General features: G+C 72.0%; 21 protein-coding genes. 4 read left to right on the top strand and 17 right to left on the bottom strand.

Annotated elements, in window-relative coordinates:
* The first annotated feature begins 119 nt into the window (after positions 1 to 119).
* Positions 120 to 1,133 carry an MBL fold metallo-hydrolase gene (locus D9598_RS09545; protein ID WP_198366246.1) on the top strand — a complete coding sequence of 338 codons (1,014 nt, stop codon included), beginning with the start codon at positions 120 to 122 and terminating at the stop codon, positions 1,131 to 1,133.
* A 42-nt stretch (positions 1,134 to 1,175) separates the two neighbouring features.
* Here the strand turns inward: D9598_RS09545 and D9598_RS09540 are convergent, their stop codons facing one another.
* Together D9598_RS09540 and D9598_RS09535 are read right to left on the bottom strand one after the other, a co-directional pair.
* Positions 1,176 to 1,910 (bottom strand): aspartate/glutamate racemase family protein, encoded by a 735-nt coding sequence (locus tag D9598_RS09540; protein ID WP_232477092.1) that lies wholly within the window; start codon positions 1,908 to 1,910, stop codon positions 1,176 to 1,178.
* Complete coding sequence (locus tag D9598_RS09535) at positions 1,910 to 2,689, bottom strand: hypothetical protein (RefSeq protein ID WP_198366244.1); 780 nt, start codon at positions 2,687 to 2,689, stop codon at positions 1,910 to 1,912. The genes D9598_RS09540 and D9598_RS09535 overlap by 1 nt, the downstream gene beginning before the upstream one ends.
* A 173-nt stretch (positions 2,690 to 2,862) precedes the next feature.
* Here D9598_RS09535 and D9598_RS09530 point away from each other — a divergent pair, with 173 nt between their 5' ends.
* On the top strand, positions 2,863 to 4,041 hold the full coding sequence (locus tag D9598_RS09530) for a M20/M25/M40 family metallo-hydrolase (protein ID WP_232477091.1): 1,179 nt from the start codon (positions 2,863 to 2,865) through the stop codon (positions 4,039 to 4,041).
* A gap of 46 nt (positions 4,042 to 4,087) precedes the next feature.
* Here D9598_RS09530 and D9598_RS09525 read toward each other — a convergent pair whose 3' ends face one another.
* From D9598_RS09525 to D9598_RS09500, 6 genes are all read right to left on the bottom strand, one after another.
* A complete protein-coding gene (locus tag D9598_RS09525; protein ID WP_198366243.1) occupies positions 4,088 to 5,512 on the bottom strand; it encodes a hypothetical protein in 1,425 nt (474 codons plus the stop codon).
* 260 nt (positions 5,513 to 5,772) lie between these two features.
* Complete coding sequence (locus D9598_RS09520) at positions 5,773 to 6,807, bottom strand: LLM class flavin-dependent oxidoreductase (protein WP_232477090.1); 1,035 nt, start codon at positions 6,805 to 6,807, stop codon at positions 5,773 to 5,775.
* An 81-nt stretch (positions 6,808 to 6,888) separates the two neighbouring features.
* Positions 6,889 to 8,526, bottom strand: a complete 1,638-nt coding sequence (locus D9598_RS09515; RefSeq protein WP_198366242.1) for a Na+/H+ antiporter — start codon at positions 8,524 to 8,526, stop codon at positions 6,889 to 6,891.
* 33 nt (positions 8,527 to 8,559) lie between these two features.
* Positions 8,560 to 10,122 carry a peptide chain release factor 3 gene (locus tag D9598_RS09510; RefSeq protein ID WP_198366573.1) on the bottom strand — a complete coding sequence of 521 codons (1,563 nt, stop codon included), beginning with the start codon at positions 10,120 to 10,122 and terminating at the stop codon, positions 8,560 to 8,562.
* Positions 10,123 to 10,319: 197 nt separating this feature from the next.
* Positions 10,320 to 11,579, bottom strand: coding sequence for an MFS transporter (locus tag D9598_RS09505; protein WP_198366241.1), 1,260 nt, complete (start codon positions 11,577 to 11,579; stop codon positions 10,320 to 10,322).
* 161 nt (positions 11,580 to 11,740) lie between these two features.
* Entirely contained in the window at positions 11,741 to 12,337 is a 597-nt protein-coding gene (locus tag D9598_RS09500) for a deaminase (protein ID WP_198366240.1), read from the bottom strand.
* 160 nt (positions 12,338 to 12,497) lie between these two features.
* On the opposite strand from D9598_RS09500, the gene D9598_RS09495 reads away from it, so the two are divergent.
* Entirely contained in the window at positions 12,498 to 14,105 is a 1,608-nt protein-coding gene (locus D9598_RS09495; protein WP_232477089.1) for an ABC transporter substrate-binding protein, read from the top strand.
* A gap of 55 nt (positions 14,106 to 14,160) precedes the next feature.
* Complete coding sequence (locus tag D9598_RS09490) at positions 14,161 to 14,553, top strand: RidA family protein (RefSeq protein ID WP_198366238.1); 393 nt, start codon at positions 14,161 to 14,163, stop codon at positions 14,551 to 14,553.
* Positions 14,554 to 14,571: 18 nt separating this feature from the next.
* Here D9598_RS09490 and D9598_RS09485 read toward each other — a convergent pair whose 3' ends face one another.
* The 9 genes from D9598_RS09485 to D9598_RS09445 all read right to left on the bottom strand — a co-directional run bounded on the left by D9598_RS09485 (position 14,572) and on the right by D9598_RS09445 (position 22,402).
* Positions 14,572 to 15,363, bottom strand: a complete 792-nt coding sequence (locus D9598_RS09485) for an amino acid ABC transporter ATP-binding protein (RefSeq protein ID WP_198366237.1) — start codon at positions 15,361 to 15,363, stop codon at positions 14,572 to 14,574.
* Between the two features lie 49 nt (positions 15,364 to 15,412).
* Positions 15,413 to 16,093, bottom strand: a complete 681-nt coding sequence (locus D9598_RS09480; RefSeq protein ID WP_198366236.1) for an amino acid ABC transporter permease — start codon at positions 16,091 to 16,093, stop codon at positions 15,413 to 15,415.
* An 11-nt stretch (positions 16,094 to 16,104) separates the two neighbouring features.
* Positions 16,105 to 16,770, bottom strand: a complete 666-nt coding sequence (locus D9598_RS09475; RefSeq protein WP_370591990.1) for an amino acid ABC transporter permease — start codon at positions 16,768 to 16,770, stop codon at positions 16,105 to 16,107.
* A 73-nt stretch (positions 16,771 to 16,843) separates the two neighbouring features.
* Entirely contained in the window at positions 16,844 to 17,743 is a 900-nt protein-coding gene (locus tag D9598_RS09470) for a transporter substrate-binding domain-containing protein (RefSeq protein ID WP_198366234.1), read from the bottom strand.
* 101 nt (positions 17,744 to 17,844) lie between these two features.
* Complete coding sequence (locus D9598_RS09465; RefSeq protein WP_198366233.1) at positions 17,845 to 18,969, bottom strand: pyridoxal-phosphate dependent enzyme; 1,125 nt, start codon at positions 18,967 to 18,969, stop codon at positions 17,845 to 17,847.
* A 94-nt stretch (positions 18,970 to 19,063) separates the two neighbouring features.
* Complete coding sequence (locus D9598_RS09460; RefSeq protein ID WP_198366232.1) at positions 19,064 to 19,519, bottom strand: pseudoazurin; 456 nt, start codon at positions 19,517 to 19,519, stop codon at positions 19,064 to 19,066.
* The gene (locus D9598_RS09455) at positions 19,516 to 20,307 is read right to left on the bottom strand and encodes an ABC transporter ATP-binding protein (RefSeq protein WP_198366231.1); all 792 of its coding nucleotides are present in this window, start codon (positions 20,305 to 20,307) and stop codon (positions 19,516 to 19,518) included. Before D9598_RS09455 ends, D9598_RS09460 begins: the two co-directional genes overlap by 4 nt.
* Positions 20,304 to 21,359, bottom strand: coding sequence for a FecCD family ABC transporter permease (locus D9598_RS09450; RefSeq protein ID WP_370591982.1), 1,056 nt, complete (start codon positions 21,357 to 21,359; stop codon positions 20,304 to 20,306). The genes D9598_RS09455 and D9598_RS09450 overlap by 4 nt, the downstream gene beginning before the upstream one ends.
* A gap of 5 nt (positions 21,360 to 21,364) precedes the next feature.
* Positions 21,365 to 22,402, bottom strand: coding sequence for an ABC transporter substrate-binding protein (locus D9598_RS09445; protein WP_198366230.1), 1,038 nt, complete (start codon positions 22,400 to 22,402; stop codon positions 21,365 to 21,367).
* Between the last annotated feature and the right edge of the window lie 123 nt (positions 22,403 to 22,525).

The raw sequence follows: 22,525 nt of genomic DNA, 5'->3' as shown, positions 1-22,525 counted from the left end.
AATGCCCAAAGGATTATCATGTTTTCATACGGTACCACCGCTCATTCACGCCCCGGCCCGCCCTTGATCCCATGCCCCCGGGTGCCGACCTGCTTTGCGCCAGCACAGGGAGAGGTGGCATGCCGATCGGACGGAAGGATCTTCTGATGGGAGCCGGGGCGGCGGCGCTGGCCGCCGGGGTGGGCCCGGCGGCCATGGCCCAGGGGCAGGGACAGGCGCGGGCCCAGGGGCAGGCCGAGGACGGCGCCGCTCCGGCCCAGGCGCCCGGCTTCTACCGCTTCCGCCTCGGCAGCCGCGTCGTCACCCTGCTGCATGACGGGGCCGGCCGCCGCCCCAACCCGACCCAGGGCTTCGTCCGCAACGCCTCGCCCGAGCAGGTGGCGGCGGCACTGCAGGCCGAGCTGATGCCCACCGAGCATCTCGACATCGTCTATACGCTGACGGCGCTGGAGACGCCGGAGGGCGTGGTGCTCTTCGACACCGGCACGGGTGGGCAGCTCGGCGCCACGGCGGGCCAGGCCCCGGCCAATCTCCGCGCCGCCGGCCACGACCCCGCCCAGGTGCGGATGGTGGTGATGACGCATTTCCACGGCGACCATATCAGCGGCCTGACCGACGCGGAGAACCGGCCGCTCTTTCCGCAGGCCACGATCGTGGTGCCGAAGGCGGAATGGGACTTCTGGATGGATGACGGCCAGGCCGGCCGCGCGCCGGAGGCGATGCGCAACGCCTTCGCCCTGGTGCGGCGCAAGTTCGAGCCCTATCGCGAGCGCATCCGCCAGATCGACGGCGCCGCGGAGGTCGCGCCCGGCATCCGGGCCGTGCCGACGCCCGGCCACACGCCGGGCCACACCAGCTACCTGCTGACCGATGGCGGCGCGCAGGCGATGGTGCTCGGCGATGTCACCAACCGGCCCGAGCTGAACCTGCGCAACCCCGGCTGGCACCTGGTCTTCGACATGGATGCGGAACAGGCCGAGGCGACGCGGCGCCGCATCCTGGACCGGGTGGCGTCCGACCGCATCCGCTGCATCGGCTATCACTTCCCCTTCCCCGCCAATGGCTATGTCGCGAAGGAGGGCGAAGGCTACCGCTACATCCCCGCGCTGTGGCGGGGCACGCTGGAGGCGTGAGCGCGTTGCCCCCGGAGGCCTTCTTCCTTCAGGGGCGGGCGGTCAGCCGCCGAGCAGCAGCCGCGTCAGCGCCGGGCTGAGCCCGCCGGTGGCGCGGCCCTGCGGCGCCGCCAGGCTGCCGGCGCGCGGCTTCGGGGGCGCGAGGGCCACCAGCGCCTCGGCCAGCTTCACGCCGCAGGCCATGCCGTCGAGCAGCGGCACCGGGGCGCGGGGCGCGAGGCGCGCCGCCATGCCGGCGAGCGCCGCGCCGCCCAGCACCACCGCGTCGGCCCCGCCCTCGACCAGCCGCAGCGCGCCCCGCAGCACCGCCTCCTCGGCGGCGGCGGGCTCGGCCACCGCCTGCTGCGGCGTCATCGCCACCCCCTCCAGCCCGGAGAGGCGGCCGGCGAGGCCGTGGCGGCCGATCAGCTCCCGATAGGTCTCGGTGCCGCCCAGCGTCACCAGGCCGAAGCGGGCGCCGAGCAGGCAGGCGGTCAGGCAGGCGGCCTCGGTCATGCCCACCACCGGGCAGGGCATCAGCTGCCGCGCCGCCTCCAGCGCCGTGTCGTGGCTGACCGCGAGGATGGCGGCGTCGATCTGTCCGGCATGCTCGGCCAGCAGCTCCAGCAGGGCATGGCCGGCGATGGCGTTCTCGGCCCGGGTCGAGATCACCGCGACGCCGAAGCGCGGCGTGGCGGCCAGGATCTCCGTCCCCGGCGCCGCGGCGGCCCGCGCCGCGTCGGCGCAGAGCGCGGTGATGGCCTCCGTCGTGTTGGCATTGGCCACCAGGATGCGCATCACCCCGCCTCCCCGCGCAGTGCCGCGAAAGCGCCCTCGGAGAGGCGCGAATTCTCCGTCATCACCGCCAGCGCCTCGAGCTGGGGCCGCCGCGTCGCCCAGACCAGGAAGGGGTTCACGCAGAGCAGATCCCCCGGATGCAGCATCAGGCGCAGCGCCATGCCGGGCGCCTGCGCCGCCCGCTCCAGCGCCGACCAGGCCGGGCCGCAGAGCGCCGGATCGCTGCTCATCCGCTCGCAGCGCGCGGCGAAGACGCCGCTGGTCACGGCGAAGACCGGCAGGCCCGTCTCCGGCCCGGTCGGCAGGGCGCCGTAGAGCACCTCCAGCGCCGGGCGGTCGGTCTTCAGCACTTCGTTGTGCAGCGCGGCGGCGGAGAACAGCGCCACCTCGACACCCTCGCGGCAGAGCAGCAGCAGGGCGTCGCAGGGCTCCGTGTGGTACTTGCCGCCGGGCGCGGGGTCCGGCGCCTCCGCCGGCCCCTGCGGCAGCGGCCGGCCCAGCCGGCGGCCGATCTGCGACAGCCGCTCCGCCGGCGCCTCCGGCAGCTTCATGCCGCGCAGCAGGCAGAAGCCGAGGCCATGCGCCAGCCGCTCGGCCACCTGGCCCAGCAACGGGTCGAGCCGCGGCAGCGGCGTCGCGGTCTCGCCGGCGCTGGCGATCTCGGCGGTCACCTCGCCGCCGAGCGGCAGCATCCAGTCGGCCGGGGTGAGGGCCGTGCCGGTCCAGAGGTTGTCGCCGGTCTGCGGCGCGATGCGCCGCGGGGGAGTGTATTCGCTCATCGGGGAGGAGGTTTAGCAGGCTGCCCCCCCTCCCCGTCACCTCTTGACAGATCTCCCTCTTGTCCTGCCGCCGCCATGGCCGCAGGCTGCGCCGCCGGATGCGCCCAGACGCGGGGGATGGGCCGGAACCGGACGGGCCGGGCATGCCAGGCCGGACGTGCCAGAAGGGAGAGATGCGAATGCAGAAGGCGGAGAGGCTGCCCCAGGATCAGGCGGAGGCCCAGCGCGCCCTGGCCCTGCCCTTCGAGGCCGAGGCGCTGCTCGCCGGGCTGCGCCCCTGGGTCGAGTGCGAGAGCCCGACCTTCGACGCCGAGGCGGTCAACCGCATGATGTCGCTGGCGGCGCGGGACCTCGCCATCCTCGGCGCGCGGATCGAGCGCATTCCCGGCCGCATGGGCTATGGCGACTGCGTCCGTGCCCGCTTCCCGCATCCCGATGGCGAGATGGAGGGCGGCATCCTGGTGCTGGCGCATCTCGATACCGTGCACCCGGTCGGCACGCTCGGCGCCCTGCCCTGGCGGGTCGAGGGCGAGCGCGCCTACGGCCCCGGCATCTGCGACATGAAGGGCGGCACCTTCCTCGCCCTGCAGGCCATGGCGGCGATGCAGCAGGCCGGCATCTGCACCCGCCGCCCCGTCAGCTTCCTGCTCACCAGCGACGAGGAGGTGGGCAGCCCCTCGACCCGCGACGTGATCGAGGCCGAGGCGGCGCGGCACGAGGTGGTGCTGGTGCCCGAGCCGGCGCGGCCGGATGGCGGCGTGGTGACCGGCCGCTACGCCATCGCCCGCTTCAACCTGCGCACCACGGGCCGGCCGAGCCATGCCGGCGCCGCGCTCTCGGACGGGCGCAGCGCCATCCGCGAGATGTGCCGGCAGATCCTGGCGATCGAGGCGATGACCACCGAGGCCGCCACCTTCTCGGTGGGCGTCCTGCAGGGCGGGCGATGGGTCAATTGCGTCGCCACCCATTGCGACGCCGAGGCGCTCTCCATGGCCAAGCGGCAGGAGGATCTGGACCATGCGGTGGGGCGGATGCTGGCCCTGCAATCCGGTGCCGGCGACGTGACGCTCGAGGTCCGGCGCGGCGTCACCCGCCCGGTCTGGGAGCCGGATGGCGGCACCATGGGCCTCTACCGCACGGCGCAACGCCTGGCCTCGCAGCTCGGCTTCGAGATCGGCCATGAGAGCGCCGGCGGCGGCTCGGACGGCAACTTCACCGGCGCCATGGGCGTGCCCACCCTGGACGGGCTCGGCGTGCGGGGCGGCGGCATCCACACCCTGCAGGAGCATCTGCTGATCGACAGCCTGGTGCCCCGCGCGCGGCTCTTCGCCGGCCTGCTGGCCAGCGTCTGAGCGCGGCATCCGGCTGCCGGGCGGGAGGGGGGATGGACCCTCCCGCTCAGGCCCGCGACTGGGCGGCCAGCGGCCCCGCGGCCTGCCGCCGGCGCCCGCGCAGCAGCGCCAGGGCCGGCGCCTTGCAGAGGCGCAGCGTCAGCCAGGCGAGGATGGCGCCGAGCTGGAACAACCCGCCCAGGCTGGCGAAGGGCGCGCTGCTGGCCAGCAGCGCGGCGCCGATGCCGAACAGCATGAAGCGCAGATTGTCCTTGCGGATCTCGTTGTGCGAGCCGCCGTAGCGATAGGTGATGTAGATGACCCACATCATCGCCACCTGGCTGAAGGCCAGGACCACGCCGAACTTCGTGGGCTCCATCAGGAAGAAGATCGGCCCAAACTTGATCGCGTTCAGCACCGGATAGAGCAGGATGCGCGAGCCCGGCGGCCGGCGGTTGTAGACGTAGAAGACCGCCCGCAGCACCAGCAGCATGGCGACCCAGCCCAGCGCGCCCCCGGCCAGGCCGATGCTGCCCAGCATCCCGGCCCAATGCGCCCCGGCCAGCCCCAGCGCGCCCGTCGCCAGGGACCAGAGCCAGGCATCGGGCTCGATGGGGAAGTCGCGGTAGCGCGCCGCCGCCGGCTTCAGCGTCGGCGCCGCCTCCCGCCGCGCCGCCACCATGTCGTTCTCGTAGTAGCCGATCTCGTAGACGCCCATCAGCGAGATCGTCAGGAAGGGCACGAAGCCCAGCGCGGCCAGCAGCTCGCCCGGTGTCACGCTGATGCTGAGCGCCACCAGCAGGATGTCGACCAGCAGGATCTGATCCAGCACATAGGAGCGTGTGTACTTGGCGGCGGCGGTATAGCGCAGGGGCAGGTAGAGCCGCTCCCGCGCCGAGATGGCCGGTCCCTGCGGGGCGATCAGCTCGCCCCGCCCCGCCGCCTGCAGCAGGTCGGCATCATCGCGGGAATCGGTGATGAAGTCGGCATGGGCGATCTCGGCGGCGCTGAAATGCCCCTCGACCAGATGCAGCTTGCCGGCCCGGAAGCGCCCGAGGGCCGGCAGCAGCGGGGTGGCGATCAGCCGGCAATCCTGCCAGGCGCTGCCGCGCAGCATCGCCCGGATGACGAAGGCCATCCCGAAGGAGACGATGACCACCCGTCCGGCCCCGGCCCGCCGCAACCGCTCCGCCACCATCCGGCTCTCCAGCCGCGCGAAGAGCCCGGGCGCGACGCGCCGCCAGATCAGCAGGTTCCACGGCATCAGCAGGATAAGGCAGAGGCAGCAGGCATAGTCCCGCAGCCGGAACCATTGGGGCAATCCGGTCCAGCGCCAGGGGATGCAGCGGCGCACCAGCAGTTCCACCAGCGCCGCCAGAAAGGAGGGCTTGCAGGCGGCGATGAACAGCTCCGTGCTGTTGCCGGCCAGCAGCGTGTGATCGAAATCCGCGAAATACGGGCTCCGGGCCGGGGGCGTCTGCGCGGCTCGCATCGAATGGCGGGTCCTTCCTGCTCAGTGCGGTCAAAAAATCCAGGAGATCAGGACAGGAGAGGCCATTCACCCGCGGAACCGGGCCGCCCGCCGGAATTCGTGCCGATTCCGGCATGAAATCCCCGGCACAGGCCTGAATTCCAGACACACGCACCAGGCTCTTTTACTGGACGTTCATTGTGGCGGAATTGGGGCCGGACGCGCCTTCCTTCCTTTCCACTCCGCCGCGTTCCGGAATACCTGCCCTCTCCAGGCCTGTGTCAGCGCCAGCCGAGCGCCGGCGCGACATGCGTCAGCACGGCCTCGATGGCATGCACGCAGTAATCGACGCCGAGCTGGTTGGGCACCGTCAGCAGCAGGGTGTCGGCCTCGGCGATGGCTTCGTCCTGCCGCAGCGCCTCGACCAGCGCCTCCGGCTCGGCGGCATAGCCGCGGCCGAAGATCGCCCGCGTCTTCTCGTCGATGAGGCCGATCCGGTCCTGTTCCTTGCCGCGGCCGAAATAGGCGCGGTCCCGGTCATCCATCAGGGCGAAGATGCTGCGGCTGACCGAGACGCGGGGCGTGCGCGCATGGCCGGCCTCGGCCCAGGCGGCACGATAGGCGCGGATCTGCCGGGCCTGCTGGATGTGGAAGGCCTCGCCGGTCTCGTCGTCCTTCAGCGTCGAGCTCTGCAGGTTCATCCCCAGCTTCGCCGCCCAGACCGCCGTGGCGTCCGAACCGGACCCCCACCAGATGCGCTCGCGCAGCCCCTCGGAATGCGGCTCCGGCCGCAGCAGGCCGGGCGGGTTGGGGAACATCGGCTGCGGGTTCGGCCGGGCGAAGCCCTCGCCGCGCAGCACGTCGAGCAGCACCTCGGTGTGGCGGCGGGCCATGTCGGCCTCGCTCTCGCCCTCGGCCGGGCGGTAGCCGAAGTAGCGCCAGCCATCGATCACCTGCTCCGGCGAGCCCCGGCTGAGGCCGAGCTGCAGCCGCCCGCCCGCGATCAGGTCGGCCGCCCCGGCATCCTCGGCCATGTAGAGCGGGTTCTCGTAGCGCATGTCGATGACCGCCGTGCCGATCTCGATGCGCTTCGTCCGCGCGCCCACGGCGGCGAGCAGCGGGAAGGGCGAGGCGAGCTGGCGGGCGAAGTGATGGACGCGGAAATAGGCCCCGTCCACGCCCAGCGCCTCGGCGGCGACGGCCAGATCGATAGATTGCAGCAGCGCGTCGGCCGCCGAACGGGTCTGCGACTGGGGCGAGGGCGTCCAGTGTCCGAAGGAGAGAAAGCCGATCGTCTTCACGCGGGGGTGCTCCATGCTGCGGCTCCGCATGTGGGGCGGCGGCGGCGCGGATGGGAGGCGCGCCCCGCGGGAGGCACCCCTGCTCCCGGGAGTGGCCTACCGCGCCAGGCTCGCCTCGCCGAGGTCGATCTCGTGCACCAGCTCCTGCAGCGTCTCGTCGCTGATACTGCGCTGGCGGCGCAGGCGGTAAAGCTCGTCGCGCTCGGCGCGCAGCCCGGCCAGGCGCAGCTCCCGCTCGATCGCCAGGATGCGCCGGCCCCGCGCGGCGGCCGCCTCGTCCTCCTGCGTCCCGACCGCGCCGAGGCGATAGGGCTCCATGCTGCGCGCCGCCGCCTCGGCATAGAGATCGGCCTCCGCCCTTCCCTCGGCCAGCCGGTGCTGCGCCCGCTCGATGGCGCGCATGGCGGCGTCGGTGGCGAACCGCCGGGCGCGGTCCAGCTCGGCGTCGTGCGCGTCCTCGGGCGGCAGCGAGAGGCCCTGCAGCACCGGCGGCAGCAGCAGGCTGGCCCCCACCAGCGACACCAGGATCACCCCCATGGCGAGGAAGATGGCGAGGTCGCGCGCCGGAAAGGGCGTGCCGTCCGGCAGCGCCAGCGGCAGGGTCAGCACGCCGGCCAGCGTGATGGCGCCGCGCACGCCGGCCAGCGAGGTGGCGACCAGCACGCGCCAGCCGACGCGCGGCCGCGCCTGGCCGGCGCGGCGGGCGCGGTAGAGGGTGAACTGCAGCGAGGCCCAGACCCAGCCGAGCCGCAGCAGGCCGAGTGCGACGGCGATGGCCAGGACATAGACCGGCAGCCACCAGGCGTCGTGGTGCCCGGTCTGCCGCACCGTCTCGGCCGCGCCCATCAGGATGGCGGGAAGCTGCTCGCCCAGCAGGACGAAGATCACGCCATTGGCGGCGAACTGCACGGTATCCCAGACCGCCGTGCGGCGGATGCGGGTCGCCGCCAGGGCGCGCCCGGAATTCTCCGTGTAGCTCATGGTGATGCCGGCCGAGACGGCGGCCAGGATGCCGGAGACATGCACATGCTCGGCCGCCAGATAGGCGCCGAAGGGAATCAGCAGGCTGATCAGCACCTGCGCGCCGGGGTCCTCGCCGATGCGCCGCACCAGGGCGCGCTGCGCCCGCATCACGCCCCAGGTGACGGCGACGCCGAGGGCGATGCCACCCAGGGCGAGCTGGGCGAAGGTCAGCGCCGCCTCGGAGAGCGAGAAGGCGCCGGTCATCGCGGCGGCGATGGCGAAGCGCAGGCAGACCAGGCCGGAGGCGTCGTTCAGCAGCGACTCGCCTTCCAGGATGTGCATCAGCCGGTGCGGGATCGGCACCCGCGCCGCCACCGCCGAGACGGCGATCGGGTCGGTCGGCGAGAGCACGGCGGCGAGGGCGAAGGCGACGGCCAGCGGCATGGCCGGGATCATCCAGTGGATGAACAGGCCGATGCCGAGCACGGTGAAGAGCACCAGGCCGAGCGCCAGCTCGACGATGGCGGCGGCGTCGCGGAACAGGCCGCGCTTGGGGATGCGCCAGCCATCGAGGAAGAGCAGCGGCGGCAGGAAGAGCAGGAAGAACAGCTCGGGATCGAGCGTGATGCCGAGGCCGAGCCAGGCGGCCAGCAGCGCGCCCAGGCCGATCTGCAGGATCGGCAGCGGCAGGGGGACGGGCGAGAGCCGCACCAGGAAGCCGCTCGTCACCACCGCGAGCAGCAGGACCAGGACGGTGGTGACGGCTTCCATGCTGCGCTCCCTCGGGCTCCGGCCGCCTCCGGGTTAGCTGGCCGCCTCGCCCTCCGCCACCCCGTGCTGCTCGCGGAGCGACAGGAAGCGCAGCCCGGGCCATTCCTCCTCGGCCCGGCGGCGGCCCCAGTCGGAGGTGAAGAAGGCCACCGGCTCGCCGTCATGGTCCTCGGCCATCTGGCTCGGCGCGCCGCGCAGGAAGCGCTCCAGCGCCGCGCGCTCCTCCTCCGCCTTCGGTGCCACCCAGCGCATGGTGGACCAGGAGGTGGGCTCGAAGGTGATGGTCACGCCGTATTCGGCGGTCATGCGGCTGGCCAGCACGTCGAGCTGCAGCTGGCCGACCACGCCGACCACGGGCGGGCTGCCGTCGAGCGGGCGGAACACCTGCACCACGCCCTCATCGGCCAGCTGGTCCAGCGCCTTGCGCAGCTTCTTGGCCAGCATCGGGTCGTCGAGCCGCACCCGGCGCAGGATCTCGGGCGCGAAGCTCGGCACGCCGCGGAAGTTCAGCGCCTCGCCATCGGTCAGCGTGTCGCCGATGCGGAGCGTGCCGTGGTTGGCGATGCCCACGACATCGCCCGGCCAGGCCTCCTCGGCCACCTGCCGCTCCTTGGCGAAGAAGAACAGCGGCGCGTTGACCGGTATGCTCTTGCCGGTGCGCACCTGCCGCAGCCGCGCGCCCTTCCGCAGCCGGCCGGAGCAGATGCGCAGGAAGGCCACGCGGTCGCGGTGGTTGAGGTCGGTGTTGGCCTGGATCTTGAAGACGAAGCCGGTGAGCTTCTCCTCCTCCGGCTCCACCACCCGCGCATCGGCCCGCCGCGCGGAGGGGGGCGGGGCGAACTGCGCCAGCCCGTCCAGCAGGTGCCGCACCCCGAAGCCACGCAGCGCCGAGCCGAAATAGACCGGTGTCAGATGCCCCTCGCGGAAGCTCGCCAGATCGAATTCGGGATAGACCGAGGCCAGCTCCATCCCCTCGCGCAGCACGTCGCCCTGGCCGTGGCGCAGCAGCCCGTCGATCCGCGCATCCTCGGGGCCCTCCAGCTTCTCCTCCCGCTCGCCGCCCTCGGCGATCAGCCGCAGGCTGTTGTCGTGCCGGTCGTAGACCCCGGCGAACTGCTGGCCGGAGCCGATCGGCCAGGTGGCCGGCGTCACGTCGAGCGCGAGCGTCTTCTCGATCTCGTCCAGCAGTTCCAGCGGCTCGCGCGCCTCGCGGTCCATCTTGTTGATGAAGGTGACGATCGGGATATCGCGCAGGCGGCAGACCTCGAACAGCTTGCGGGTCTGCGCCTCGATGCCCTTGGCGGCGTCGATCACCATCACCGCGGCATCGACGGCCGAGAGGGTGCGGTAGGTGTCCTCGGAGAAGTCCTCATGGCCCGGCGTGTCGAGCAGGTTGAAGATCTGCCCGCCGTACTCGAAGGTCATGACGCTGGTCGCGACCGAGATGCCGCGATCCTGCTCGATCTTCATCCAGTCCGAGCGCGTCCGCCGCCGCTCGCCCTTGGCGCGCACGGCGCCGGCGATCTGGATGGCGCCGCCCAGCAGCAGCAACTGCTCCGTCAGCGTCGTCTTGCCGGCGTCCGGGTGGGCGATGATGGCGAAGGTGCGCCGGCGATGCGCCTCGGCCGCGGTCTCGCTGGCGGGCGGCTGGTTGTGGCCGGCCGCCGGGGCCTCGGCCGGGGTTCCAGGGGGCGTCTCAAGGTTCTGCACGATCGCGACAACTCCGGCCGGGGGGATCTCCTGCGCGGCCCGGGTATAGCGCGGCAGGGGCGGCACCGGGAGGGGCGCGCCGTTCAGGCCTCCGCCTCCGCCTCCGCCTCCGTCTCCACTGCCGCTCCGGCCGGCAGCAGCAGCGCCAGCGCCAGCGCCGCGCCCACCGGCGCCGCCAGGGCCAGGAAGGCGCCGCTCCAGCCGAACCAGCCGGCCAGGGTGCCGCCGAAGGCATGGGAGAGCTGCCCGCCCACGCCCTGCATCGCATAGACCGTGCCCAGCGCCGTCTGCGTCCGCCCCGTTCCCGCGCTGGCATTGGCCACCACCACGGGCACCGCGACGCCGATCAGGCCGGAACCGAGCCCATCCAGCACCTGGACCGGGACCAGCCAGAACGGATCGGCGATCCAGGCGGAGAGCAGGGCGCGGGCGAGCAACGCCGCGCAGGCCACGACCAGCAGCGGCTTGCCGCCGCCGCGCTCGGCCAGCCGCCCGCCCCAGAGCGCGACCGGGATCATGGTCAGCTGCGCCGCCACCACATAGCCGGCGGTCCAGGCGGTGGCGCTGCCGCCCTCCGCCGCCACGCGCTGGCCGATCAGCGACAGCATGACGCCATTGCCCAGCGAGAACAGCGCCAGCACCAGTGCCAGCATCAGCAGGCGCCGGTCGGTCAGCACGGCCCGCAGCGGGCTGACCTCCTCCCGGCCGGCGCCCCCGCCGGAGCCGCCCCGCCCCGCCCCACCCGCCTTGCCATCCTCCTCGCCCTCATCTTCCCCCTGGGCGCGCCCCGCATCCCAGGCGTCGCCCGGGGTGGTCACGGTGGCCAGGATGGCGCCCACCGCCATGCCGGCCATGACGAACAGGGCCGCATCCGGCCCGATCAGCACGGAGCCGCCGGCGATCATCAGCGCCGAGGCCAGGATTCCGGCATGGTTGAAGGCCTCGTTGCGGCCGTGCTGCCGCGGGAAGGCCTTCCGGCCGACGATGCCGAGGGTCAGCGCCGTCGCCGCCGGCAGCACCAGGATGCCGCCCAGCGTCGCCGTGCCGTGCGCGGCGACCACCCCCGGCACGCCATCGGCCAGGAACAGCAGCGCCGTGCCGCCGAAGATGGCCGCGCAGGCCAGGCCGAGCAGCAGGCGCGGCAGCTTCAGCCGGTCCACCAGCGCCCCGGCCGGGCCGTTCAGCAGCAGGGCGGCCAGCCCGACCAGGGTGTTGATCCAGCCGATCCGCTCCGGCGTCCAGGCCTTGGTCTGCGCCAGCCAGGTGGCGAGGAAGGGGCCGAGGCCGCCCTGGATGTTGCCCGTGAAGAAATAGACGATCGAGAGATGGCGGGTCGGGGACACGAGTGGCGGAACCTCCCTGGATGGCCGGCCTCACACGGCCGGGGGCCGCCGGCCCAGCCCCCGCTGGCCGACAACGCGCGAAGGTGGGCCAAGCGTTGCCTCGGCCGGCGGATTTCCGCGCGGCGGCACGGGCGTTCCGCCCGCGAGGTTCGGGCCGGACGCTAATCCGGCGCCCGGCCACCCTCCCCATGCCCGAAATCGAACGCGGCCTGGTGCGCGGCGAAGGGGTCCTCGGCCCGCCGGGCCTCGTCCCGGTTCAGCCCCAGCGCGTCGAGCTGCTCGCCGGAGATCGGGCTGAACGCCACCCCGGCCTCCCGCATCATCTCGATGGCCAGCAGCCCCACCTCGTCCCAATGGCTCGCCGTGCCGCGTCGCGGCGCCGCGGCGATCACCCGCCGCACGCCGGACTGGATCAGCAGGGTGGCGCAGACGTTGCAGACCGGCTTGCCCACCACATAGGCATCGCAGCCGCGCGCGCCGTGCCCGGCATTCAGCAGCGCGTTCTGCTCGGCGTGCAGGATCATCCGCAGCTTGGTCGCCTTGTGCTCCAGCCGCGCGGCGCTGTCCTCGACATTGGAGGGGAAGCCGTTGAAGCCGGTGGCGACGATGCGCGCCTGCCCCTGGTTGACCAGCACCGCGCCCACCTTGGCGCGCGGATCCTTCGACCACTGGGCGATGTGGTGCGCGAGGCCGATGTAGCGCGTGTCCCACTTCGCCTGCTTCTCGGGCCGTCCCTCGAAGGTATTGATATCGGTCATGTTCCAATTCTAGCGCCGAATGCCGGCCGCCAGGCAAGCCTTCCGCTCACGGCCGTTGACCGGCGCCCCGCGGGCAGGCATGGATCGCGGGATGCGCTGCCGGCACAAGGCAGCCATGCAGGGACTGCCGGCTTCATCATCCCGTCTCGGAGGCACCGACTTGAAACCCACCGCCCCCCATGCGCGCCGTCGCGCCCGGTTCGCCGCCCCGGTCGCCGCGGCGATCGGCGGCCTGCTGCCCGCCGCCCTTCCGCCCGCCGTCTCGGCGCAGAGCCTGAGCCTGGCCGTCGCCGCGCCGCCGACCTCGCTCGACCCGCACTACCACACGCTCTCGCCCAACAACATGATGGCCGAGCACTTCTTCGACAAGCTGGTCAGCCGGACCGCGCAGGCGCAGCTGAAGCCCGGCCTCGCGGAATCCTGGCGGATGGTCGATGACACCACCTGGGAGTTCAAGCTCCGCAAGGGCGTGAAGTTCAGCGACGGCAGCGAGTTCACGGCGGAGGACGTGATCACGACGCTGAAGCGCGTGCCGAACGTGGTGAACAGCCCGGGCTCCTTCAGCATCTACACCCGCGCCGTCATCGGCACCGAGGTGCCCGATCCGCACACCATCCGGTTCAAGACCAGCGGCGTCTATCCGCTGATGCCCTACGACATGAACAACATCTTCATCATCTCGCACAAGGTCGGCGAGAATGTCGCGACGGCCGACTTCAACAACGGCAAGGCCCTCATCGGCACCGGCGCCTACCGCCTCTCCTCCTTCACGCCGGACGACCGGGTGGTGATGACACGGAACGAGGACTACTGGGACGAGAAGCCGGACTGGAAGCAGGCGACCTACCGCTTCATCTCGAACGACGGCGTGCGCGTCGCGGCGCTGCTCTCGGGCGACGTGCAGATGATCGACGTGGTGCCGCCGGCCGACATTCCGCGCCTGCGCTCGACCCAGGGCATCTCCTTCTCCGAGACGCCGTCGCTGCGCGCCATTTACCTGAAGCTCGATGTGGCGCATGACAGCTCGCCCTACATCACCGATTCCGGCGGCAGGAAGCTCGCCACCAACCCGCTGCGCGACCTGCGCGTGCGCCAGGCCCTAACCATGGCGATCAACCGCCAGGGCATCGTCGACCGCGTGATGCAGGGCGCCGCGCTGCCGACCGGGCAGATGATGCCGCCCGGCGCCAACGGCTACGTGCCGGACCTGCCGCCACCGGCCTACGACCCGAACCGCGCCAAGGCGTTGCTGACCGAGGCGGGCTATCCGGACGGCTTCAACATCTCGCTGCTCGGCCCCAACAACCGCTACGTGAACGACGCGCAGATCATCCAGGCGATCGGCCAGATGTGGCAGCGGATCGGCGTCCGCACGACGGTCGATGCCGTGCCCTTCTCCGTCCTGGCGCAGCGCCAGGCGCGGAACGACATGTCGGCCATGCTGATCGGCTGGGCCACCTCGGGCGAGCCCTCGACGGCGCTGCGCGGCGTGCTGACCACGCGGATTCCCGAGAAGGGCTTCGGCACCACCAACTTCAGCGGCTACAGCAACAAGCAGCTCGACGCGCTGGTGGAGGAAGGGCTGCGCACCGCCGACGACGCGAAGCGCGAGCAGATCTTCCAGCAGGCGATGCGGGTCGGCATGGGGGATGTCGGGCTGGTCATGCTGCACATGCAGAAGAACATCTGGGCCCTGCGCGGCGGTCTGACCTACGAGGCCCGGGCCGATGAGTACACCACCGTGATGGGCGTCGGCGCGGCGAAGTAGCGCCGCCGGGCGTGGCCCCCGGCGGGGCCGCGCCACCCTCGGGAGAAGGCCAAGCATGCCGAAGAAGATCCTCGCCTCCGACCGCGTCGGCCGCAGCCGCCTGCCCTTCGCCCAGGCCACCCTGGCCGGCGGCTTCCTGTTCGTCTGCTGCATGGGCAACGACCGGCAGGGGCGCTACGCCCTGGGCGACGCCCGGGCGCAGACGCAGCAGGCGATCGACAATATCCGCGCCCTGATCGAGGAGGCCGGCGGCACGCTGGCCGATGTCGTGAAGTGCACGGTCTATGTCACCGACCGCGCCTGGTGGGAGCCGATGAACGAGGTCTATTCCGCGAACTTCGCGGAGGACCCGCCGCACCGCGTCTCCTGCATCGTGCAGGGGCTGGGCTCGCCGGACGCGCTGGTGGAGATCGACGCCACCGCCTATCTGGGCGAGGGCGCCGGCTGAGGCGGGCCTGCCGCGCGCTCACTCCTCGAAATGGCCGAAGATGCCGTGCATCCGCCCGAGGAAGTTCTTCAGCCGCTCGCTCTCCGGCCGGCCGAAGACCTCGCGCGGCGGCCCTGCCTGGGCCACCTTGCCCTGGTCCATGAAGACGACGTGGTTCGCCACATCGCGCACGAAGAGCATCTCGTGGCTGACCAGCAGCATGGTCATGCCGCTCTCGGCCAGCGATTGCATCACCCCCAGCACCTCGGCCACCAGCTCGGGATCGAGCGCGCTGGTCACCTCGTCGAAGAGCAGCAGGCGCGGCTGCATCGCCACAGCGCGGGCGATGGCGACGCGCTGCTGCTGCCCGCCGGAGAGCTGGTATGGGTAGTGCCCGCGCCGCTCGGCCAGCCCGACGCGGTTCAGCCAGTGCCCGGCGGTCTCGCGCGCCTCGGCGCGGTCCTTGCCCAGCACCTTGGTCAGGCCGAGCATCACGTTCTCCTCCGCCGTCAGGTGCGGGAAGAGGTTGAACTGCTGGAAGACCATGCCGATGCGCGCACGCTGCGCCGAAACCCTAGCCTCGCTCAGCCGCCGCCGCGCGGCCCCCTCGCCGCGATAGCCGACCGGCTCGCCATCGAGCAGGATCTCGCCGCCGTCGTGCTCCTCCAGGAGGTTGACGCAGCGCAGGAAGGTGGTCTTGCCGGAACCCGAGGCGCCGATCAGCGCGACCACCTGTCCCTGCCGCACCGTCAGGTCGATCCCCTTCAGCACCTCGACCTGGCCGAAGCTCTTGCGCACGCCTCGCGCGCGCAGCAGCGGCGTATCCGTCATCCCTTGGGCTCCGATCTCGCCGGCATCCATCCGTGGCGCAGGCATGGCTTCAATACCGCAGGTAGGAGAAGCGCCGCTCCAGCAGCCCGCCAAGCTGCGCGAGGGCGAAGTTGATGATGAGGTACATCACCGTGGCCAGGAGGTAGAAGTCGATGATCATGTAGTTGCGCGCCATGATCTGCTGCGAGGCCAGCAGCAGCTCGACCACGCCGATCACGGAGAGCAGCGTCGTGCCCTTGACGATCTCGAGGCCGGTGTTCACCCAGGGCGGCAGCATGCGCCGGAAGGCCTGCGGCAGGATGACGTACCAGAGCCGCTTCGGGAAGGTCAGGCCGATCGCCTTGGCCGCCTCCATCTGCCCGGCCGGCACGGACTGCACGGCGCCGCGCAGGTTCTCGGCCACATGCGCGGTGGCGAAGGCCGAAAGCGCGATGATGCCGGCCCAGAAGGCCGAGACATCGATGCCGAACAGCGCCAGCCCGTAATAGGTGAAGAGGATCAGCACCAGCACCGGAATGCCGCGCATGACATCGACATAGAGCCGCGCCGGCAGCCGCAGCCACCACCAGCCATAGGCCAGCGCCACGCCCATCAGCGTGCCGCAGACGGTGGCGATGACGATGCTCCAGAGCGAGCTCAGCATCGTCACGCCGAGCCCGTTCAGCAGCGACCAGCGCGCCTGCCAGGCCTCGAAGAGGAAGGTTCCGGGCTGCATCGAGAGATCCATCATGTCCCCCTCCCTCAGCGGATCGTAGCGTAGCGGCGCTCGAGCAGCCGCAGCAGGGTGGCGATGAGATAGGTCGCGACGAGGTACATGGCGCTCACCGTCAGCCAGACCTCCATGACCCGGAACGTATCGGCATTGATGCGGCGGGCGACGAAGGTCAGCTCCGGCACCGCGATGGCGGCGGCGAGCGAGGTGTCCTTGAACAGCGAGATCAGGTTGTTGCTGATGGAGGGCAGGGTGATGCGGAACATCACCGGCAGCACGACATAGCGCTGCCGCTGCCACGGCCGCATGCCGATCGCCTTGGCCGCCTCGACATACTGCTTCGGGATCGAGGCCAGTCCGGCGCGGAACACCTCGGACATGTAGGCGCCGGCATAGAGCGAGAGCGTCAGCACGAAGCTCTGCGTCTTGTCGAGGAAGGTGATGTCGAACTCGGGCAGGCCGAAGTAGATGAAGAAGATCAGCAGCAGCAGCGGCGTGCAGCGGATGAACTCGACATAGGCCCAGACCGGCGCGGCCAGCCAGCGCCGCCCGGAGAGCCGCGCATAGGCGGCGGCCAGGCCGATGACGCAGCCGATGGCCAGCGAGATCACCGCCAGCTCCAGCCCGAGCAGCAGCGCGCCGAGCAGTGAATCCCAGTTCCGCGCGATGACGGACCAGTCGAAATGATAGTCGATCATGGGTCCTCGGAGAAACGGCCGGCGGGGCGTCGCCGCGCGGCCGGACCAGGCTGGCCCGGCCGCCCCGGCATCAGGCGAACTCGTTCGGGAAGCCCACCTTGGGCACCGCGAGGTCGATGCCGAACCACTTCTTGTAGCTGGCGGCGAAATAGTCGAAGTCGACGCCCGTCATCGCCTCGCGATAGACGGTGTTGATCCAGTTCAACCAGATCGGGTCGCCCGGCTTCACGGCGGAGGCGTAGGAATTCGGCATCCAGCCATAGCCGGCGTCGACGAAGCGGCCCGGCGCCTGCTGCATCAGCCAGCGCATGGCCGACTGGTCCTGCATCGAGGCATCGATGCGCCGCGCGTTCAGCGCCTGCATCGCCGCGTCCGGGCTCTCGAAGGCGTCGACCTTGGCCTGCGGCAGCGCCTTGTGGATCCACTCCTCCAAAAAGACGTTCTGCATGCCGCCGATGGTGACGGCGGCGCCGGCCGCCTTCAGCTCCTCGAAATTCTTGTACTTGCCGCCGCGCGCCAGCATCAGCAGCCCGACGCCTTCGCGGTAGTAGGGGATGGTGAACTCCACCTGCTGCGCGCGGCCCGGCGTGATGGTCATCCATTGCACGACGATGTCGACCTTGTCGGTCACCAGGCTGGGGATGCGGGCATCCGAGCCCTGCAGCACGAACTCGACCTTGGTGGGGTCGTCGAACAGGCTCTTGGCCAGGAGGCGGGCCAGGTCGATGTCCATGCCGACGAGCTGGCCGGAGGCATCGTTGAAGTGCCAGGGCGGGTTGGTCGAGCCGGTACCGACGATCAGCTTGCCCCGCTCCTTGACGGTGTGGAGCTTGCTCCTGGCCACGGTCTGGGCCTGGGCTGCCCGCGGCGCGAGCAGACCGGCCGCGCCGCCCAGCGCCGCCCCCGCCGCGCCGATGCCGAAGAGGCCGCGCCGTTCCATGCTCATGGCCTTGTCGTCCTTGCTGTCCATGACGGAAATCCCCGAATCCCCCGGCGGCCCGGACGGCCGCCGCCGGAAGACAGGAGAGCAAGATTCCGGCCAGCCGTCACCTTGCGGTGCCGCAAGGATCGTCAGGCCTCGGCCAGCGCCGCCTCGCAGAGCCGCGCCACCGCCGGCAGATCCCCCGGATCGGCCACGCGGTGGGTGCGCGCCGGCATCTCCTCATAGGCCTTGCCGTCCTTGAAGCCGTGGCCGGTGACCAGCAGCACGCAGCGTGCCGCCGCCGGCAGGCGCCCCTCGCCATGCAGCCGGGCCAGGGCGGCCAGCGGGCTGGCCCCGGTCGGCTCGGCATAGACGCCCTCCAGCCGCGCCAGGTCCTGCATCGCCCGGCGCAGCGCCGCGTCGCTCACCGCGACGGCGAGGCCGCCGCTGGCCCGCACCAGCCGCAGCGTGTGGGTACCGTCGCGCTCATAGCCGATCAGCGGATCGCTGATGCCGGAGGCGATGGTGCGGGGTTCCCCCCAGGCCGAGACCGCCTCCGCCCCCGCCTCGAAGGCGCGAACGATCGGGGCGCAGCCCTCGGCCTGCACCGCGACCAGCCGCGCGCCGGGCAGGCCGCGCGCCACGCCCTGCACCAGCGGCCCGCTGCCGGTCGGGATCAGCACGAGGTCGGGCACGCCGATCCGGGCGCCGATCTCATGGCCCACCGCATCGAGCGCCGCCACGCCCCAGGGATTGAGGAAGGTGGTGGTCAGATTGGCGAAGCCGTGCCGCTCCAGCCCGCGCGCCAGATCGTAGGCGCGCGAGTAGTGCCCCTCGACCAGCAGCAGCAGCGCGCCATGCGCCGCGATCTGCGTCACCTTGCCCGGCGGCGTGTGCGCCGGCACGACGATCACCGCCGGCACCCCGGCCCGCGCCGCATAGGCCGCGGTCGCCGCGCCGGCATTGCCCGAGGAGGCGCAGACCACGCCGCGCGCGCCGAGCGCCACGGCCCGCGCCAGGGCGGCGCCGACCAGCCGGTCCTTGAAGGAGCCGCTCGGGTTGCGCGTCTCGTCCTTCAGCCAGATCTGTCCGGCGAAGCCCGGCAGCGACGCCTCCAGCCGCGGCGCGCGCAGCAGCGGCGTCTCGCCCTGGCCGAGATCGACCGGCGGCAGCCCGTCATCGCCCCGCAGTTCCAGGATGCCGCCGCAGGCCGGGCAATCGTAGAGCAGCGCCGGCGGATGCGCCCGCCCGCAGTCGACGCACCGCAGTTCCATCCCCGCCTCTGGCATCGCGCCCGCTCCCCTGTTCCGACAGCTCTTCTCGCGCCGAATCGAGGTGCCGGAAAGGGGCGCCGCCGGTGGCGCGGCCTCAACCCAGCCGGGCCAGGATCTCCCGGAACCGCTCGCGCACGCGCGGCGGCAGGCCGTCCGGGATCCGCGCCGGCGTCACCTCCCCCTCCCCCACCTGGATCAGCATCACCATCCCCATGGCGTAGTGCGGGATGCACTGGATGCCGTAGAGCCCCGGCACGTCGAACCGGACCTCGATCTCCTCGTTGATGCGACCCTTGAAGGGCGTGGCGCCCTCTGGAAGCATGGCGGGGATGGTCGCGGCGTTGTGCGTCACATGGGTGGCCAGGAACTTCACCCGCTCCCCGGGCGCGAGGCGCAGGAAGTCCGGCTCGTAGACCATGCCGCCGGTGGCGTTGCGGTTCAGCATTTTCACCTCGCGCGGTGCTCCGGCGCGGGCCGGAGGGGCGAGGCCACCCGACAGGACGAGAAGGGGCAGCGCCACGAGCGCCCGCCGTCCCGGAAGCGGTTTCATGCAGGGGGTATCCTTCGGCTGATGTCGCGGAAGCGGAGGATGCGGCCGCCATCCTCGGGGTCGGTCAGGGTGGTGACGGCGACGCCGAAGACCGCGCGCAGCAGCGCGGGCGCCAGCACCTCGGCGGGCGTGCCGAGCGCCACCAGCCGCCCGGCCTGCAGCACGCCGACGCGGTCGCAGCCCATCGCCTGGTTGAGGTCGTGCAGCGCGATCACCGTCGTCACCGGCAGCGCGGCGACCAGGCCGAGGATCGCCAGCTGGTGGTGGATGTCGAGATGGTTGGTCGGCTCGTCCAGCAACAGGATGCGCGGCTGCTGGGCCAGCGCGCGGGCGATGTGCACGCGCTGCCGCTCGCCGCCCGAAAGCGTCGCCCAGTCGCGCGCCGCGAAGCCCTCCATCTCCACCGCCGCCAGCGCGCCGTCGACGATGGCATCGTCCGCCGCAGACCAGGGCCGCGTCAGCGAAAGGAAGGGCGTGCGGCCGAGTTCGACCGCGTCGCGCACCGTGATGCGCTCGGCCGTCTCGGCCTGCTGCTCGACGAAGGCCAGCTGCTGCGCCACGGCCCGCCGGCCGAGCCGCGCCAGCCGCTCGCCGCCGAGCCGCACCACCCCGCGCGAGGGCGCCAGCACCCCGGCCAGCAGCCGCATCAGCGTCGACTTGCCCGAGCCGTTCGGGCCGATCAGCCCGAGCGTCTCGCCGGCGCGCACGGCGAGACTGACGCCGCGCAGGATCTCGCCGCCGCGCGGGGCCCAGGCGAGGTCCTCCGCCTCCAGGACGGGCGCGCTCATCGGGCGGCCCTCGCGCGGATCAGGATCAGCGCGAAGACCGGCGCGCCGACGAGGGCGGTGATGACGCCGATCGGCAGCACCTGCCCCGGCACCAGGGTGCGCGAGAGCACGTCGGCGGCGATCAGGAAGACCGCGCCGATGAGCGCCGCCGCCGGCAGCAGCCGCCCGTGCCGCACGCCCACCAGGAAGCGCGCCGCATGCGGGATCACCAGGCCGACGAAGCCGATGGCGCCGACGATGCTCACCATCACGGCGGTGGCCGTGGCGGCGCAGAGGATCAGCGTGGCCTGCACGCGCCGTACCGGCACGCCGAGGCTGGCGGCGGAATCGGCGCCGAAGGTGAAGGCATCGAGCGCGCGGGCGTGCCAGAGGCAGACCAGCGTCACGGCCAGCGCCACCGGCACGGCGCGCGCCGTGTCGTCCCAGCGCACGCCGCTGAGATTGCCGAGCAGCCAGAACATGATGCCCCGCGCCTGCTCGGCGCTGGCCGAGCGGGTGATCAGGAAGGCGGTCAGCGCGTTGAACAGCTGCGAGCCTGCGATGCCGGCCAGCACGATCTGCCCGGCGCCGCGCGGCCCCGCCCCGCCGCCGGCCGCCCGCGCCAGCACCGCCACCAGCAGGAAGGCGGTGAGCGCCCCGGCCAGCGCCCCGGCCGAGAGCGAGACCGCGCCGGCGCCGATGCCCACCACCGTCACCAGCACCGCGCCGGTCGAGGCGCCGGCGGAGATGCCGAGCAGGTAGGGATCGGCCAGGGCGTTGCGCAGCAGCGCCTGCAGCACCACGCCCGAGACGGCGAGGCCGGCGCCGCAGCAGGCGGCGAGGATGGCGCGCGTCAGCCGGTAGTTCCAGACGATGCCCTGGTCGATCCGGTCGATCTCGTAGGCGGCGCCGAACAGCTTGTTGGCCAGCGTCCTCAGCACCGTCGCGGGCGGGATCGCCGTCTCGCCGATGCAGATGCCGGCGAGCAGCGCCAGCGCCAGCACCAGCGCGATGCCGAAGCTGACCAGCGCGGCCCGGCCGAGCCGCGGCCACAGCGCGGGCGGCGCCGCCACGAAGCTCACTTCTCCAGCTTCGCCATCGCCTCGGTCAGCGTCTCCAGCCCGCCGATCAGCCGGATGGTGGCCTGCATGGCATGCGCGTCGAGGATGACGATGCGGCCGCGCCGCACCGCCTCCATCTGGCTCGTCACCGGATCGCTGCGGAGGAACTCCAGCTTCTTCTCGTAGTCATCAGCCGGGAAGCGGCGCCGGTCCATGCGGGCGATGACCAGCACCGAGGGATTGGCCCGCGCGATGGTCTCCCAGCCGACCGTCGGCCACTCCTCGTCCGACTGCACCACGTTCCGCAGGCCGAGGGTGCGCATCATGTAGCCGGGGATGCCCTTCTGCCCGGCCATGTAGGGGTCGAGGTCGAGATCGGCGCTGGAGAACCAGAAGGCGGCCGATGCGTCCTTCAGCCCGAGCCCCTTCGCCTGCTCCACCGCCCGCGCCTCGCGCGCGCGAAGATCGGCGACGAGCGCTGCGCCCCTGGCCTGCCGGTCGAAGATCGCGGCGAGCTGGCCGATGCCCTTGTAGAGACTCTCGGTCGAGAAGGCGGCGGTGCGGGTGCCGTCGGCGCCGACCAGGTTGTTCTTGCCCTCGCAATCGGCGGGCATGATGTAGGTCGGGATGCCGAGCTCGTGGAACTGCGGCCGGGTGCCGACCACGCCCTGCGGCCCGATCATCCACTCGAACTGCGTCGCCACCAGGCCGGGCCGCTTGGCGATCACCGATTCGAAGCTCGGCGCGTTGTTGTCGAGGCGCGGCACCTTGTCGTTCTGCGCGCTGAACTCGGGCAGCACGTTGTTGAACCAGAGCGCGGTGCCGGCCATGCGCTCGCCCACGCCCAGCGCGTAGAGGATCTCGGTGGCGGACTGCCCGATGGTGACGGCGCGGTCCGGCGGGCCGGCGAAGGTCAGCCGCTCGCCGCAATTCTCCACCGTCAGCGGATAGGCGGTGGCCTGCGGCGTGGCCGGCTGGGCGAGAGCGGGGGCGAGGGGCAGCAGCAGGTGCAGGCCGAGGCCCGCCGCCACGGCCTGGAGGGACGCAAACCTCATGACTCAGATCTCCGGTCAGGATGGCGCCGAAGCGCAGGGCCAGGCGGGGCATCCCGGAGAGGCGGCACGCGGGCGCGGGCCGCGCTGGAGGTCGCGTTGCAGCACGTTCATCGGCATCCCTGC

The organism is Roseomonas sp. KE0001 (genome assembly GCF_016107285.1).
Taxonomy (GTDB): Bacteria; Pseudomonadota; Alphaproteobacteria; order Acetobacterales; family Acetobacteraceae; genus Pseudoroseomonas.
The sequence above is the reverse complement of the archived record's forward strand: the minus strand, read 5'-3'. Positions and strand labels throughout refer to the sequence as shown.